This is a genomic window from Paenibacillus hexagrammi, assembly GCF_021513275.1.
GTDB lineage: Bacteria > Bacillota > Bacilli > Paenibacillales > NBRC-103111 > Paenibacillus_E > Paenibacillus_E hexagrammi.
Map to the genome: position 1 here is coordinate 5,843,520 of NZ_CP090978.1, position 15,576 is coordinate 5,859,095.

The 15,576-nt window shown below is 49.6% G+C and carries 13 protein-coding genes and 1 pseudogene; 1 reads left to right on the plus strand and 13 read right to left on the minus strand.

What is annotated here, in order from left to right:
• Positions 1–165 precede the first annotated feature (165 nt).
• From L0M14_RS26795 to pth, 6 genes are all read right to left on the minus strand, one after another.
• Complete coding sequence (locus tag L0M14_RS26795) at positions 166–1,992, minus strand: putative polysaccharide biosynthesis protein (RefSeq protein ID WP_235119456.1); 1,827 nt, start codon at positions 1,990–1,992, stop codon at positions 166–168.
• Between the two features lie 142 nt (positions 1,993–2,134).
• Entirely contained in the window at positions 2,135–2,677 is a 543-nt protein-coding gene (gene spoVT / locus L0M14_RS26800; RefSeq protein ID WP_235119457.1) for a stage V sporulation protein T, read from the minus strand.
• A gap of 252 nt (positions 2,678–2,929) precedes the next feature.
• Positions 2,930–4,054 (minus strand): peptidylprolyl isomerase, encoded by a 1,125-nt coding sequence (locus L0M14_RS26805; protein ID WP_235119458.1) that lies wholly within the window; start codon positions 4,052–4,054, stop codon positions 2,930–2,932.
• Positions 4,041–7,562 (minus strand): transcription-repair coupling factor, encoded by a 3,522-nt coding sequence (gene mfd, locus L0M14_RS26810; RefSeq protein ID WP_235119459.1) that lies wholly within the window; start codon positions 7,560–7,562, stop codon positions 4,041–4,043. The genes L0M14_RS26805 and mfd overlap by 14 nt, the downstream gene beginning before the upstream one ends.
• 72 nt (positions 7,563–7,634) lie before the next feature.
• The gene (locus L0M14_RS26815; protein ID WP_235119460.1) at positions 7,635–7,865 is read right to left on the minus strand and encodes an anti-sigma-F factor Fin; all 231 of its coding nucleotides are present in this window, start codon (positions 7,863–7,865) and stop codon (positions 7,635–7,637) included.
• Between the two features lie 144 nt (positions 7,866–8,009).
• On the minus strand, positions 8,010–8,570 hold the full coding sequence (gene pth, locus L0M14_RS26820; RefSeq protein ID WP_235119461.1) for an aminoacyl-tRNA hydrolase: 561 nt from the start codon (positions 8,568–8,570) through the stop codon (positions 8,010–8,012).
• A gap of 143 nt (positions 8,571–8,713) precedes the next feature.
• Between pth and L0M14_RS26825 the strand changes: the two genes are divergently transcribed.
• A complete protein-coding gene (locus tag L0M14_RS26825) occupies positions 8,714–8,914 on the plus strand; it encodes a hypothetical protein (protein ID WP_235119462.1) in 201 nt (66 codons plus the stop codon).
• 169 nt (positions 8,915–9,083) lie between these two features.
• Here L0M14_RS26825 and L0M14_RS26830 read toward each other — a convergent pair whose 3' ends face one another.
• The 7 genes and pseudogenes from L0M14_RS26830 to L0M14_RS26860 form a co-directional block, all read right to left on the minus strand.
• Positions 9,084–9,734, minus strand: coding sequence for a 50S ribosomal protein L25 (locus tag L0M14_RS26830; RefSeq protein ID WP_235119463.1), 651 nt, complete (start codon positions 9,732–9,734; stop codon positions 9,084–9,086).
• An 86-nt stretch (positions 9,735–9,820) separates the two neighbouring features.
• Positions 9,821–11,203, minus strand: a complete 1,383-nt coding sequence (gene glmU / locus L0M14_RS26835) for a bifunctional UDP-N-acetylglucosamine diphosphorylase/glucosamine-1-phosphate N-acetyltransferase GlmU (RefSeq protein ID WP_235123043.1) — start codon at positions 11,201–11,203, stop codon at positions 9,821–9,823.
• A 180-nt stretch (positions 11,204–11,383) separates the two neighbouring features.
• Positions 11,384–11,668, minus strand: coding sequence for a septation regulator SpoVG (gene spoVG, locus L0M14_RS26840; protein WP_036655543.1), 285 nt, complete (start codon positions 11,666–11,668; stop codon positions 11,384–11,386).
• Between the two features lie 117 nt (positions 11,669–11,785).
• On the minus strand, positions 11,786–12,169 hold the full coding sequence (locus L0M14_RS26845) for a RidA family protein (protein WP_235119464.1): 384 nt from the start codon (positions 12,167–12,169) through the stop codon (positions 11,786–11,788).
• A gap of 3 nt (positions 12,170–12,172) precedes the next feature.
• Positions 12,173–13,010 (minus strand): annotated as a pseudogene (gene purR / locus L0M14_RS26850) (pur operon repressor).
• Between the two features lie 264 nt (positions 13,011–13,274).
• Positions 13,275–14,789, minus strand: a complete 1,515-nt coding sequence (locus tag L0M14_RS26855) for a flotillin lipid rafts scaffold protein FloT (protein WP_311198928.1) — start codon at positions 14,787–14,789, stop codon at positions 13,275–13,277.
• 17 nt (positions 14,790–14,806) lie between these two features.
• The gene (locus tag L0M14_RS26860) at positions 14,807–15,328 is read right to left on the minus strand and encodes an NfeD family membrane protein (protein WP_235119465.1); all 522 of its coding nucleotides are present in this window, start codon (positions 15,326–15,328) and stop codon (positions 14,807–14,809) included.
• Positions 15,329–15,576: the final 248 nt, after the last annotated feature.

A 15,576-nucleotide genomic window follows, 5' to 3' on the forward strand; every position in this document is an offset into this window, starting at 1 on the left:
GAGAAGTCTCGTTATGTAAGGATTACATGACTGTGCTCTCGGTCTGGTGTGCAATCGAACAAAGAAGCTGAAGGGTGGAGTGACTGGTTCAAGGGCCGGCTGCTTGCTCGCTGACCTTAGCCCACTCCTGACAGGTCGGCTCGGTCTCTTCCTTTCTCCCGGTCTTCAAGGGCATAATGCCTGGCTGGGAGCGGACTGCTTGCTCGCTGACCTCGAGCGGCCCCGAGGCCGCGCTACCGCCCGCTTCGCGCAGGCGGCAGCAGCTTCTCCAGGACCGGCGCCAGCTTCCGGTCCAGCTCCGGCATCAGCCGCAGCTCCTCGCGGCTGATGCTGCCGCTGCGCAGCAGCGCGAGCCCGTAGACGGCCGCGCCGCCGGCTACGCCAATTAAGGCGATGGCGCTCCAGCCCCATCGCTCCGGCACATGCCAAGCCGCAATTGCCGGCTTGGCCAAGAGCTGCAGCGCTGCGAGCCAGACGCCCATGAGGACCACGGCCACCGTGGGCCTCCATGGCGTACTGGCGCAGCGGGAAGCGCGCCCCGGTGCAGCGGACGAGCTGCACCAGGTTCAGCCCCGCGGCAGCGGCATAGGCGATCACCGCGCTGAGCGCGGCGCCGTCGATGCCCCAGCGGGGCAGCAGCCACACATTGCCGAGCGCCTTGAGCGCTGTGGCAATGAGCAGCGCCTTCGCCGGCGTGCGGATCGCACCGGCGCCCTGGAGAACGCTGGCTGTGACAGCGTTCAGCGTACTGAACAAGGCTGTGAATGCCAGCACAGCCATTGTCCAGCTCGCATCGCTGCTGGCATACAGCATGATGTTGATCGGTACGGCCGCGAAGGCGAGGCCGAAAGAAGCTCCCAGTCCGATGAGCCATGCTAACCGGACTGCCATTTCCGCACGCTGCCGAACAAGTAGATGCTCACCCTGCACCTTGGCCGCAGCTATAGCAGGTACCAGGATCGCGGACATAGAGGAGGCGATCATCACAACGAGCTGAACCAAAGGCAGGCCCCTGTTGTACAGACCGAACTGCCTCATCGCTTCCGCCTCGTTCGAGACAGCTGCAGCAAGCAGCCGAGGCATGGTGAATGTATCTACTAGATTCAGGATCGGCACTACGATCGCTCCCATACAAATGGGAATCGCATAAACTGCGATACGCTTCGCCCAGTATAGATATCCCCGCTGTACGACACCTTCCCCATAGCGAGCTTGCTCGCCATCCGATGCTGGAGATCCCTCTCTATTCTGAGACGCAGCCATCGAGCTCACGCCGCCTTGAAGCGCCCCATATCTCCGCTCCCTGCGCCAATAGACAAGCATCACGGTTAGCCCTGCCACAGCACCTGTCACTGAGCCAAAGGTTGCTCCAGCCGCAATCCATTCTTCATTCAGCGCGATAGACATACAATAAAGCAGCAGCGCAACCATTGTAATCACACGTATCAGCTGCTCCATCACTTGCGACACGGCGGTTGGCATCATATTCTGATACCCCTGGAAGTATCCTCGCAGCACCGCCATAACAGGCGACACTAACAGCGCATAAGAAATACTCCGAATTGCCTTCTCCGTCTGGGATATGCCAATCCAGGCGGCGATGGTTCCCGCTCCTGTATAAAGCAAAATAAAGAGGATAACTCCGGTCCCTGAAAGCAGGAGAGATGACACGGCCACAATTCGTATCGTTCCCTGTACATCCCCTTTGGCGGCCTGTTCGGCAACAAATTTGGATACGGCCACAGGAAAACCAGCCGTTGCTGCAAATAAAATGAGAATATACAGCGGATAGACCGCGTTATAGATCCCGAAAACAGTGTCACCTGCTACATTTTGCAGCGGAATCTTCTGCAAAGTTCCTAACAGCTTAGACACAATCGTGGCCAGCCCGAGTACGGCAGCCCCTTTCAAAAGCTTGGCGCCGGATGGCTTGGCCTCGGAGGAATGCGGCCTCCCGCCTTCACCGTCCGCCGTTCTTACCTTATCGCTCAACCTGACTCCTCCCCGGCTGATAAGGATGTTTAAGGAGTATTATAGCGAAATCCGCCGCGAACGACAAAAAAAGCTTCCTTATACGAAGAATTACATCTCGGTAAGGAAGCTTCATGATTATTTATTTAGCTGGGTGTTCCCCTTACTGCTCCATTTGCTTAGCCAAGAAGCCGGCCGCAGTCTCTACCATTTTCATTTCCATCTGACCCATCTTCACGCTCTCATCCTTGCTGATCAGGATCACCGATCCGATCGGATCTCCTCCTGCCACGATAGGAGCAGCCACATAGGAGGTGTACGTCTCGCTGGCATCTTTAATAATTTCATACTGCCCGCCGGCGCTTTCCAAGACTGCTTTACGGTTCTCCATACAGGCTTCCACAACGGAACCGATAGCCTTTTCCAGATAATCCTTCTTGGAGCCTCCGGCCATAGCAATGATGGAATCTCTGTCCGATATCATCGCTACATGGTTGGTGCTTTCGAACAAAGACTCGGCGTATTCTTTAGCAAAATCGCCAAGCTCGCCGATTGGCGAATATTTCTTAAGAATGACCTCACCGTCACGGTCTACGAAAATCTCAAGCGGATCCCCTTCGCGTATGCGAAGTGTACGGCGTATTTCCTTAGGAATCACGACTCTCCCTAAATCATCTATCCGACGGACAATTCCAGTTGCTTTCATACCTCTAGATGCCTCACTTTCCTCTGAAGAATTAGATACGACTGGAGCAAGAAATCTTGTGTATTCTAGATTTGGAGGGAATTCGAATTCTATCCATAGTATTCTTCTCCACCCAATTTATTATGCAGACGCTTCACTAACTCGCTTGCTTTGGCGGCTAACCCAATATGTAGCTTCGCATGCTGCTGTAGTTATCTTGTCCAAATCTAACAAAAACAAACAGGATGCCCCAAATGGGGCATCCTGGAATTGTTACTTCGCCGCAGGCGTTTCGCTTGCAGCCGGACTTGCATCCGCCGCAGGGCTTGCAGCCGGAGCAGGTGTAGGCTGAGGCAGATTGTTCGATTCAATCATACCCGGGATTTCTTTCTCCGCGTAATCCGACAACGTTTTCTCGGCTAATTGGGACTTAATTTGCGTTTTTAGCGTATCGTCCAGAGGCTTGGTGCTTCTGGATTCAACTTTCATGATGTGGTAGCCAAAGTCGGATTCCACCGGGTCGCTGATTTTGTTCAAAGGCAGAGTGATAGCCGCTTCTTTAAACTGTGGCACCCATTGGTTCACGTCCGCATCTTTGTACGTACCGCCGTTATCCTTGGAGCCTGGGTCATCGGAATATTCTTTAGCTAAAGCGGCAAAGTCTCCGCCTTTATCCAGCTTGTCCTTTACTTCTTTGGCTCTAGCCAAAGCTTCGTCTTTGGTGCGGAGATCCTTTTGTGTAGCGGCATCCTTCAAGCTAATCAGGATGTGACTAACTGTCGCGATATCAAAGGTGTGCTGTGCAGCCTGCTCATTGTAGGAATCTTGAACTTGCTGGTCTGTAACCTTAGCTTCCATCGTGCCAAGCGTGTAGAAGCTCATTTTCATCAAGGACTCGATGTCCTTCAATTCGACGTTATTGTCTTTGAGCTGCTTGTCCATTCCGCCTTCCATTTTGCCGAAGTAGTCTTGAATGGATTTCATTTGGTCTGCAACCTGTTTGTCGGCATCGGCTTTGATTTTATCATCAGCCTGTGCAGATACGACACGGAATGTGACCATTTGCTTCAACATGTCCTGCTGGAAGGCAGGGTCACTCATAAATTGGGCCAATTGCGGGCTGAACATTTTGTTCACATTGATAAAAGCATCGAACTCGCCGCGGGTAATCTTACCTCCGTCCTTGTACGTTGCGATGACATCGGTAGCATTGCCAGTAGCTGCTGCTGAAGCAGCAGGAGAGGCTGCAGAAGAGGCTGCAGGAGAAGCTTCTGCATCCTCTCCCTCTTTTTTCTTGCCACATGCGCTTAGAACGGAAACTGCGAGAAGCAGCGCCACCATTGTCAGCAATATTTTCTTTGAATAGAACCACGATTGAATAGGTTTATTTGGCGACATCTTGTAATTCTCCCTTCGTTTTCAAAACCTCCTTGTATTCTACCAAGAAGTTTTCCACCAATTTGATGGATTCATCCGGTTTAAGCCCCTTGCAGCGGACAAGGATGTGAATCTGCGGCCCCGCTACAAGCTTGATACGGCCTTCAAATCGGTTAGACAGAGAGAATAGCTTCTGCCCGTCGAGCTTGTCGTTCTGATCGGCATGTACCTTGATCTGGTAATCGTCCCCTTTTTGGCTGATCGTTTCAATCCGGTACTCCGAACCGTATACTTTCAAACGAGCCACGGCAAGCAAATTGGAAACAGCCTGCGGAAGATCTCCAAAACGGTCGACGAGCTCGTCTTGCAGATCCGCAGCTTCCTCCAGTGTGCGAATGGCAGCCACTTTCTTATAAATCTCAATCTTCTGCATACTGTCATAGATGTAATCGGAGGGCAGATAAGCATCGAGCTGGATGTCGATTTGCGTAATCCAATCCTGCTGCGGAGCAGCCTCCTCACCTTCCATCTCCTGCTTCCGCTTAGCGATTTCTTCCGCCAGCATCTGCGAGTACAAGTCAAAGCCTACGGACGCAATAAAACCGTGCTGCTCGGCTCCGAGCAAATTACCCGCGCCTCGAATAGACAAATCCCTCATCGCAATTTTAAAGCCTGAGCCAAGTTCTGTAAACTCTTTGATAGCCTGTAGACGCTTTTCCGCCACTTCCGTCAGCACTTTATCCCGCTGATAGGTGAAATACGCATAGGCTATGCGATTGGATCGTCCGACACGCCCTCTCAGCTGATAGAGCTGAGACAAGCCCATTTTATCCGCATCGTGAACGATCAGGGTATTTACATTCGGGATGTCGACCCCCGTCTCAATGATGCTCGTACTGACAAGCACGTCGTATTCACCGTCGAGGAAGTCCAGAATCGTTTTCTCCAGCTCCTGCTCGCCCATCTGACCGTGAGCCACGGTAACCCGTGCGTCGGGTACCATCATCGATATCTGATCGGCCATTTGAGTGATCCCCTGTACACGGTTATACAGGAAGTACACCTGTCCTTCGCGGGCAAGCTCGCGTTCAATGGCTTCACGGACTAGCGACGGACCGTATTCAACCACGTAGGTCTGCACGGGAAAACGATTCTCCGGCGGCGTTTCAATGACCGACAAATCGCGTACGCCCAGCATCGACATATGCAGCGTTCTTGGGATCGGCGTGGCTGTGAGAGTGAGTACATCCACATTGGTCTTCAGCCGCTTCAACTTCTCCTTGTGGGATACGCCAAAACGCTGCTCCTCGTCCACAATCAGCAGTCCAAGATCTTTGAATTGGACATCCTGCGACAAAAGTCTATGCGTACCGATGACGACGTCAACCGTCCCCTTCTTGACGCCCTTCATCACTTCCGACTGTTCCTTCTTAGAGCGGAAACGACTCAACACTTGAACATTGAACGGGTAGCCGGAAAAGCGTTCGCGGAACGTTTCATAATGCTGCTGCGCCAGAATCGTAGTAGGCACAAGAACGGCCACCTGCTTGCCATCTATCGCAGCTTTAAAGGCCGCACGCACGGCAACCTCGGTTTTCCCGTAGCCGACGTCTCCACACAATAGGCGATCCATCGGACGCGACTTCTCCATGTCCTTCTTGATTTCCTCAATGGCCCTCAACTGGTCGCGCGTCTCGTCATAAGGAAACATCGCTTCAAATTCATTCTGATAAGCGCTGTCTGCGCTAAAGCCATAACCGGGCGTTGCTTGACGTTCCGCATACAGTTTGATCAGATCATCAGCGATATCCTTTACGGAAGCGCGCACCTTGTTCTTGACTCGCGCCCAATCCGCACCGCCCAGCTTATAAACCTTAGGCTCTTTCTCTTCCGAGCCGACATACTTCTGGATAAGATCGATTTGGTCGATAGGAACGGACAGTTTATCTCCGCCTGCATACATGATGTGAAGATAATCTTTATGAATGCCCCCGACCTCAAGCGTTCCTATCCCAACGTATTTCCCAATTCCGTGGTTCACGTGAACGACGTAATCGCCGAGCTTCAGCTCTTGGTAGCTCTTGATACGTTCGGCATTCTCAATCTTCTTCTCGACCTTGCGCGCCTTACGCTGCTTCTGGGTGAAAATCTCGCCTTCCGTAATGACAACCACATGAAGGGACGGCATTTCGAATCCCGTCTGTAAGTTCCCATCTACAATTTCAGGCTCATCGATCTGGTAATCCTCGAACACACGTCTCACGCGCTCCGACCGCTCTTCGCCGTTAGCCAGCAAGACCACTTTGCTGCCGTTTTTCTTCCATCGCTCCATCTCCGACTTGAGGAGATTCATCTGGCCATGAAAATTCTGCATAACCCGGCATACAAAGTTAACGATGTTCTGCGGTTGAACGCCCGCCACCTGCCTGAGAAAGAGAGACGTATAGATCGTTGGAAACGGTCTGCGGTGCAGCAGCGATTCGTAGGATTTAGACAGCACAAAAGCCGGCAAGCTCTTCCCCTCTTGGAGTGCATGCATCATCCATTCCGCTTCATCCCGCTCCAACTGCTTGGCTGTCTCGAGCAGACGCGCAGGCTCGTCGATGATGAGCACCGAATCCTTGGGCATGAAGTCCATGAGGGTCTGTCTTTCCGTATATAATAACGAAATATATTTATAAATACCCGGGAACATTTGCCCCTCGCGGAGCAGTTCAATGTCATGCCCGATTCCTTCCAGCAAATTATCTTTACTGGTTCGGTCCGTCATCTTCTCGAGCTGAGCCTGAAGTAACTCGTAGGCATGCTGCGCAGCGGATTGTAACCGCTTTCTATCCGCTTGAATCTCCCGACACGGAGGTATCGTTATCGCCTCTAATTTATCAATGGAACGCTGGTCGTTCACATCGAACGTGCGAATAGAATCCACATCCACGTCAAACAGTTCAATACGAATTGCATGCTCTGTAGTCAGCGGATACAAATCCAATATGCCTCCGCGAACACTCATCTCGCCTTTGGATTCCACTCGTTCCACTCGTTCATATCCGAGCCCTGTCAGACGTCCCAGCAAGTCATCCAAATGAATGGTATCCCCGACTTTCACCGTAATGCGGGATTCCTCGAACACTTGCTTAACCGGCAGCAATCTTCTTACACCGGCGTATGGCGCTATGACCACACCGCGATAGCCTGACGCCAAACGAGTCAGCACATCAATCCGTTGGGCCAGCATTTCCGGACTAGCGGCAGCCTCTTCCGTAGCCATTAGCTCCTGAGACGGATAGAGCAGCACTTCCTCCTCGGACAAGCATTCCAGCAGATCTTCCAGTATCTTCTGAGCGGCAAACATGTTGTGGGTAATGATGAATAGCGGACGCTGCAATTCTCGCGCCAAAGCGGCAATCATCACTTGTCGAGAGGAGCCGGTTAGCCCGGCGACGAGCTGCTCTTTCATCTCGGAGCGGACACCTGACATAATAGTTTGAAAATCGGCATCCGCAGAAAAAGCCTGTAATAAAGCTTGCAAACAATGACACTCCTCTCACAAAAAGAAGCCTCGGCATACGTGCCTAGGCTATAGTTCCCGTTTTACACCATCTTACTGCAAAGGACTGGCTAACAGCGACAGCTCCGGATTCGCTTCAAGCGCTTCACGGCAATAGTCGCAAACAACCTTGACAGTAACATCTCCATCCGTGTTATACGATATTATATCTCTACGTTCTTCAGGGGTCAAGGAATGGAAGCCCAGCTGCTGCTCGGTAACGGAATGCTGATTAATTTCCCCTACGAAGGTAAGACAATGACGGCAAATATACTTAACTGACATATGTGTATGCCTCCTTATAATGGCCTATTACACCGAAAGACATCTGAATCTGCCGCAGCATACTTTCGGTTTACATCTTAGTATGACCATTAGCCGGAGAAATTAGCCAAATTTGCTGCATCCTTCTTCCTCTAAGTACCCTAATTATTTATTAAACTTTGCCATCGTCTTTTCAAACGAATTATCCAGACTGAACTCCATCGCTTCACAGGTCAGATCGAGAATCTGCTCCATGGAGCGCATTTCTTCTTTGCTGAAATTGGAGAGCACATAATCCGCTATATTGTAGCCTGGCGCAGGTCTGTTAACACCCATTCTAATACGGTTGAACGTCTGCGTCCCGCCATGTTGGATAATGGACTTGATCCCATTGTGCCCTCCGCTGCTGCCCTGATATCGCAAACGAATTTGGCCATAAGGCGTATCCATATCGTCATAAATGATGGTCACATCTTCAAGATCGGCCTTATAAAAATCAAGAAATGCACGCATCGACTCACCCGAGAGGTTCATGTAGGTCATCGGTTTAAGCAAGTATACCTTGGTGCCGTTGACATTGCCTTCTCCCAAAAGACCCTTGCACTTGCTTTGAAACGTGCGGATCCCCCATTTATCGGCAAAATGATCTATTGCCATAAAACCGATATTGTGTCGGTTAAGCTCATATTGTTTGCCGGGATTACCCAGCCCGATAAAACATTTCACGAAACCTTCCTCCTAATAAGAGCCTGTGAAGCAGGCAGCAAATTATTTTATAAACTAATACCGTGACAAACCTGCCTGAGGTTCTGTCTAATGTTATAGGTAAACGAAAGTAAACAAAAATAAATTGCAGGTGAACGAGCGCTATGTATGACAACGGTCAAACGCTTACACTGGATCGTCACTTTCAAGATCATGTAGATGCAACAGTTCCTGTCCAAGTATACTATCAAACCGATCATAAGGATATAGGCTTTGTTGAGGTCTACAATTCCCACTTTATCAAGGTGAATAATATTTTTTACAACCGAAGTTTGCATGTATTTATTTCCCGTCCGGGCTACTAGAGCCGGATGAGCTCAAAGATAAGTGACTTGGCCATTCCTTAAGGAGTGACAGCGTTTATCTATGTTGGTGAGGCAGGTGTATACAAGCTTATACCTGCTAAATCAACTCAAAAAAAGAGGATGCTTCCGCATTTCGCATGACGGAGACGCACCCTCTTTATCTTTTCGTCTAGACCGTTTGCTCTTCCTTCGCTTCTTCTGCAACGGTCTCCGATTGAGAAGCTTTGGTATCCTGCGATTCCGCCGGATCCTCCACTGCCGCAGTCTCCTTCTGAGGAGCAAGCAGCGTAACAATTAACTCATTCGAATCGGATTTGATCTCGATCTCGCCCGCAACGGTAATCTCGCTGACCAGGATGTTTTCACCCAGTCCCAAATGCGAGATATCGACCTTCACCGAGCTTGGAATATGCTGCGGCAAGCAGCGGATTTCCAATTCGTGCAGCTGAATTTGAACAATCCCGCCTTCCTTCGCTCCTTCCGCTTCGCCAACAATTTCAATAGGTACTACCGTCTTCACCGGCTCATCCATATTAATTTGGTGAAAATCGACATGCAGCAGCAAATTACGGTTGATTTTGTCACGTTGAACTTCCGAGATCATCACCGGCTGCTTGCCGCCGTCTGGAAGCTGCATCTCGATGATCGCATGCTGATTGGTGCGCATAAGAGCAAGCAGCTCTTTTTGGTCAATGGCCACAACAGTGCTTCCTACCTTCTTGCCATACACGACACCTGGAACTTTTCCTTGTGCACGAAGCTGCTTGATTTCGGATTTTGTTGCTTCTTGGCGTGACTCTGCGTTTAAAGTAAGTGCCATATAAAGAAAAACCTCCTAAGAGTGGGTTGAAACGCTAATCAGTAGCGTACCCAATCTTAGGAAGTTCCATCCCATTTACCCATATATTATTGGCCTGACTTCTTCGCTTTCATGCGTGCCTTGATTTTATCGGCATACCCAGGTTTGTTGGACTGTCTTTGACGCGCGATAGCCAGGTCTCCCTCTTCGACTTCGTGAGTAATCGTAGAGCCCGCTACCACATAAGCGCCTTTACCGATCTTGACAGGAGCAATCAGGTTTACATTGCTGCCTACAAAGGCATCATCACCGATCTCCGTCAAGCTCTTGTTAAAGCCGTCGTAATTAACTGTGATCGCACCGCAGCCGATATTGACATTTGTCCCTACGATCGCATCTCCTACGTAGCTCAAATGAGAGACTTTGGAGCCTTCGCCCAGTGTAGCGTTCTTAATCTCAACAAAATCGCCGATCTTAACGTGTTTGCCGATCTTCGCACCGGGTCTCAGATAAGCAAACGGCCCTACGCTTGCCTCGCTGTCTACGATCGCACTATCCAGAACGGACTGCTTAACTGCCACCGAATCTGAGATGGTAGAGTTAATGATTTCGGACTGCGGCCCGATCGTACAATCTTCACCGATTACCGTTGTTCCGCGCAAAATTGTCCCAGGTAAAATGACCGTATCTGCGCCGATCTTTACATCAGCTTCAATATACGTGTTGGTAGCATCGATGATGGTCACCCCGTTCAACATATGCTCCCTGTTAATTCGCTCACGCATATACCGCTCTGCTTCAGCGAGTGCTACCCGATCGTTAACGCCGATAGATTCGCTGCTGTCCTTCATGCAGTATCCCTGCACAAGCTGACCCAGTCCCGTCAAAATACCAATGACATCCGTCAAATAGTATTCCTGCTGAGCATTATCATTTTTTACCGATGCCAAAGCCTCGAACAAAAGACGGTTATCGAAACAATAAGTGCCTGTGTTAATTTCTTGTACGGCCGCTTCTTCCGGCTTGCAGTCCTTCTGTTCCACGATGCGTGCAACACGACCGTCCGCTCCGCGAATAATCCGTCCATAGCCGTGCGGGTCATCCAGCTTAGCCGTCAAGATCGTTGCTGCCGCGCCTGATTGCTTATGCAGCTCCATCGTGCTGCGCAGCGTACCTTCCGAAATGAGCGGCGTATCTCCACAAATGACGATCGTCGTGCCTTCCTCGGCACCAATCGCTTCCTTGGCTTGCAGGACGGCGTGTCCCGTGCCCAACTGCTCCGCTTGAAGCGCATATTCCGCTTGTTCGCCTAGATATCCCTTCACAGCCTCCGCGCCGTAACCTACAACAACTACTGTACGCTCCGCATCAACTGCCTTGAGCGTATCGATTACATGCCCTACCATAGGCTTGCCAGCCACCGGGTGAAGTACCTTGTACAGCTTAGACTTCATCCTCTTCCCTTGTCCGGCCGCCAAGACAATTGCCATCAATTTCAACGTATATCCAACTCCTTTAATTCTGCTGTCTGACTACTTCTTAAAAGCGATATGAATAGGTAATTGCCATCTATATAAATAAAATATATGATAAATTCATTTCTCAATATAGCTTACTTTCCAAAAAAAGAAAAGAGAGCCCACGCAGGGGCTCTCCAGATGCTTCGTTCATTACGCGCCTTCTTCGATTACTTCCTCTTCGGCTGCTGCGCGGTCGTATTCAGCCAATACTGCGGCTTGAATTTTCTCGCGAGTTGTTGAAGAAATGGGATGAGCGATGTCGCGGAACTCCCCATCTGGAGTTCGTTTGCTTGGCATTGCCACGAACATACCGTTGTTGCCGTCAATCACGCGAATATCGTGAACGACGAACTCGTTGTCGATGGTAATGGAAGCAATCGCCTTCATTCTCCCCTCGGAGTTTACCCGGCGGAGTCTAACATCTGTAATTTGCACTGTGTTCACCACCTTTTTCCATCGCTAGGACTTGGGTGTATAATTCCACATTTTAGTGCAAATTCCTTCTTCTTTTTTTGAAAAATTGAATTATTTTATATATTCTTAATGTTTCACTCAAATTTCGACAGGAATACCAACAATTAACTCGATTTCGACAAAAACATCTCTCGGCAATCTCGCCACTTCGACAGTCGAACGAGCAGGTTTATGGTCGCCAAAATACGAAGCGTAAATCTCATTCAGTTCAGCGAATTGATTCATATCCTTCAAGAACACCGTTGCCTTCACGACGTGAGAGAAATCAGTACCCGCCGCCTCCAAAACTCCTTTTAAATTGACAAATACTTGGTGTGCCTGTTCTTTGATTCCTCCAGAAACGATTTGCCCATCCAAGCCGAGTGGAATTTGTCCGGAAGTAAACAGCAGATTGCCGAATTTGACGGCTTGCGAATAAGGGCCGATTGCAGCTGGCGCTGAAGATGTCGCAATGTATTCCATGTATTAAGCATCTCCTTTGATCTCGTCAAAATAATTGCCCGGTTCGACGGTGATTTGCTTCGTCTTTGTATCAATCCCGTACATACGCGCAAGAGAAACATATTGGTCTACCAAATGTTCTTCCACTTCACAGGACTCCATAAACACACCTACGCCCTGCACAGAAGCTTTAAATTCACTGAGCAGGTCCATCATACCGTGAATCGTACCGCCTACATGCATGAAGTCATCGATGATCAGTACCTTGGATTCTTCCTTAAGCGCTCTCCTTGCCAGCGACATGGTCTGAATCCGCTTGTTGGAGCCGGACACATAGTTAATGCTAACTGCAGAGCCCTCTGTGACCTTGCTGTCTCTTCGCACGACCACGACCGGCAGATTCATGTAAGTGGCCGTTGCATAAGCGAGAGGAATGCCTTTCGTCTCAACCGTCATGATAACGTCCAGATCACGTCCCGCAAAAGCCGATGCAAAGGTCTTGCCAATCTCATTCAAGTAATGCGGCTGCCCCATAATATCGGACATGTACAGATAACCGCCCGGTAAAATGCGCTCCGGCTGCTGAAGCTGCAAGCAAAGATTTTGTATAAAACGCAGCGATGCTTCCCTCGGCATCTTCGGCGTAAACTTCACCCCCACCGGCTGCCCCGGCTAGTGTATGCAGTTCACCAAGTCCTTCGTCTTCAAAAACTTCCTTTATAATGGCCAAATCTTCACTGATCGATGATTTAGCTGAGTTATAACGCTCGGCAAAAGTTGTTAGAGGAATTAATGAATGGGGGCGGAATAGCAAGTATTGCGTCATTTCCACCAGCCTGGCACTCCGTTTTAACTTTTTCATCGCCCTACCCCCCTAAATCCGAATAATATAATGAAAATATACCATTTATATACGTATTTATTCAAGTTGAACGTGAAAATTATATTAACACAAAGTTTACATAAACTTAACATTCCCTTTTATTAGATAAACCCTTAATACGATATATGCCCAAGAGATTTATAAAAAATATAAGCCGAATTATGGAGTGAAACTTATAAATTCTTATATTCAAAAAAAAGCCCGCCTCTCCCTTAGGAGAAACGAGCTCACCACTAAGAATTATCAATCCTCATCTGCTTCTAGCTGTCTATTCGGAGCCACCTGGCGTCCTACACCTGAAGGAGAGAGCGCCGGACGACTGGTCAAATTTTTAATAATCTCTTCGACATCAATGCCGGAGACGCTTTTGAGCATCTCAGGAGCTGTCGACATGAGCTGTGTGACGTAATTGCTGACACGGGCAGCACCTTCGCCATTTCCAGTATCCACGACGGTCAGCTTATCAATGGAGCTAAGCGGCTCCGCAATTTTACCAGCAAGCTCCGGAAGCATCTTCACGATAATATCGAGAATGGCTGCTTCACCGAACTTCTGGAAAGCTTCAGCCAGCTTCTCTTTCGCTTCTGCTTCTGCAAGTCCGCGCAAACGGATAACTTCCGCTTCTGCGGAGCCTTTCGCGCGCTCCGCGTCAGCAATGGCCAGACCTTCGAGCCTGCGCTGCTCCGCATTGGCTTTCGCTTCGGCCTCGATCGTGTACTGCCGTGCATCGGCTTCGCGCATCCTTTTGGCCTTATCCGCTTCTGCGGCCTGTTCGACAGCATAGCGGTCCGCGTCAGCTTTCTTCTTCACTTCGGCATCGTACTGCTTCTGGCGGACTTGAATTTCCTTCTCTTGCAGGTCAATCTCACGTTCCTTACGCACGAGTTCAACCTTCATCTGTTCTTCCACCATCGTCTGCTTGGCCCGAGCCTCTTGAATATGATAAGCCTGGTCCGCTTCCGCTTTTGCAGTATCCTGCTCCTTCTTAAAAGCCGCAATCTTCAGTTCCTTTTCCTTACCGGCTTCTGCGATGTTAGTATCTCTCAGAAGCTCCGCCTTTTGCCCTTCCTCTTCCGCACGCGCCTTCTGTATTCGTGAATCTCGCACAGCCTCCGCTTCCGCGATATCCGCATCCCGTTTTACAGCGGCAATACGAGGCTTACCTAGGGCATCCAAATAGCCGTGCTTATCGCGCACATCTTTAATCGTAAAAGATACGATTTGGAGACCCATCTTTTTCAAATCCCGAGCCGCCACCCCCTGCACCTCCTGGGCGAAGCGGTCGCGGTTACGGTAGACCTCCTCTACGGTCATGGAGCCGAGAATAGCCCGAAGATGTCCTTCCAGCACCTCTTGCGCCTCGCCTTTCAGCGACTCAATGGGCTTGCCCATGAACTGCTCAGCTGCAGTTGCTACATCTTCGACACTTCCGCCGATCTTGATAATCGCAACACCGTCGGCAATAACAGGAACACCTTGCTCGGTATACACCTCCGGTGTCGTTACATCCAGCTTATGGGATAATAAAGATAAGAACTCCGACTGCTGAAATATAGGCCATATAAAGGCTCCGCCACCGCGGACGATCTTGATTTTACTGCCTGATTCATCCGTGGAAATATTTTTATTTCCCAGGAAAGTCCCCGTTACGATCATCGCTTGCTCCGGACCTACGGTTTTGTAACGCGCCCAGAACGCAAGCCCCAATACGATAATAACTCCAATAACAAGAACGGGCACTGTCAAATAATCCGGCATCATTCATCACTCCTTCTTCAATTTAATTGCAGACTGGACACATAGAGTGCGTCATTCTTGACGTCCACGACAACGATTTTGGAGCCCGCGGGAATCTCAACCCGCTCAAAGCTGACCGCTGTATGCTGAGTGTTACCCGCTCCAACCCGGATCATTACCTCACCATACCCCTTTGCCGGAATCGGCACGGTCACTTCTCCAATCTTGCCGCTCAGCTGATGGATGGAGTAGCCGGTGGAGTTCTCACTGTTCTCCATAGGACGGACATACAAGAAAAAAACAAGAACAGCAATCAGAAGTGCCGCTAACAGCGATAATAAGAGGACGAACCATGAACCCGCTGCCGTATATTTCCCAAGCAATATTCCCGCTCCGCCAAAACCGGTTATAGCACTGGCTAGCACCATCGGCTTAAGTACATCCAGAGATAGAAAATCGAATATCCCATCCAATGCATGACTGATGACATCACCCAAAATAACACTAACAATCGCAAACAATACGCCTCCGGCCAAACAGCTCCAATATAACTCGGTCATAGCAGCCCGCCCTCCTTATTCCAGTCTTCATGTCAATCTCTGGATAGAAAGTAATACGCATACAACTTCTATATGTTTCAAATCGGGGCTAATCTCCCGAAAAAATAAAAAAGCCCCATAAAGGAGCTTCAGTTTGCTGATAAACAAGGTTGCCTCACGAGCTATCAGTAGCTTTTCTCCGATCCCTGTTGACATTTTGTTATTTCATTGAAATAAACCCTTATATGGTAATAACAAAACTGTCAAAG

Bases quoted from the DNA above. Each gene is read 5' to 3' on its own strand.
- spoVT (WP_235119457.1), bottom strand. From the start codon at position 2,677: ATGAAAGCAACTGGAATTGTCCGTCGGATAGATGATTTAGGGAGAGTC.
- L0M14_RS26805 (WP_235119458.1), bottom strand. From the start codon at position 4,054: ATGTCGCCAAATAAACCTATTCAATCGTGGTTCTATTCAAAGAAAATA.
- L0M14_RS26815 (WP_235119460.1), bottom strand. From the start codon at position 7,865: ATGTCAGTTAAGTATATTTGCCGTCATTGTCTTACCTTCGTAGGGGAA.
- L0M14_RS26825 (WP_235119462.1), top strand. From the start codon at position 8,714: ATGTATGACAACGGTCAAACGCTTACACTGGATCGTCACTTTCAAGAT.
- L0M14_RS26830 (WP_235119463.1), bottom strand. From the start codon at position 9,734: ATGGCACTTACTTTAAACGCAGAGTCACGCCAAGAAGCAACAAAATCC.
- glmU (WP_235123043.1), bottom strand. From the start codon at position 11,203: ATGGCAATTGTCTTGGCGGCCGGACAAGGGAAGAGGATGAAGTCTAAG.
- L0M14_RS26845 (WP_235119464.1), bottom strand. From the start codon at position 12,169: ATGGAATACATTGCGACATCTTCAGCGCCAGCTGCAATCGGCCCTTAT.
- L0M14_RS26855 (WP_311198928.1), bottom strand. From the start codon at position 14,789: ATGCCGGATTATTTGACAGTGCCCGTTCTTGTTATTGGAGTTATTATC.
- L0M14_RS26860 (WP_235119465.1), bottom strand. From the start codon at position 15,328: ATGACCGAGTTATATTGGAGCTGTTTGGCCGGAGGCGTATTGTTTGCG.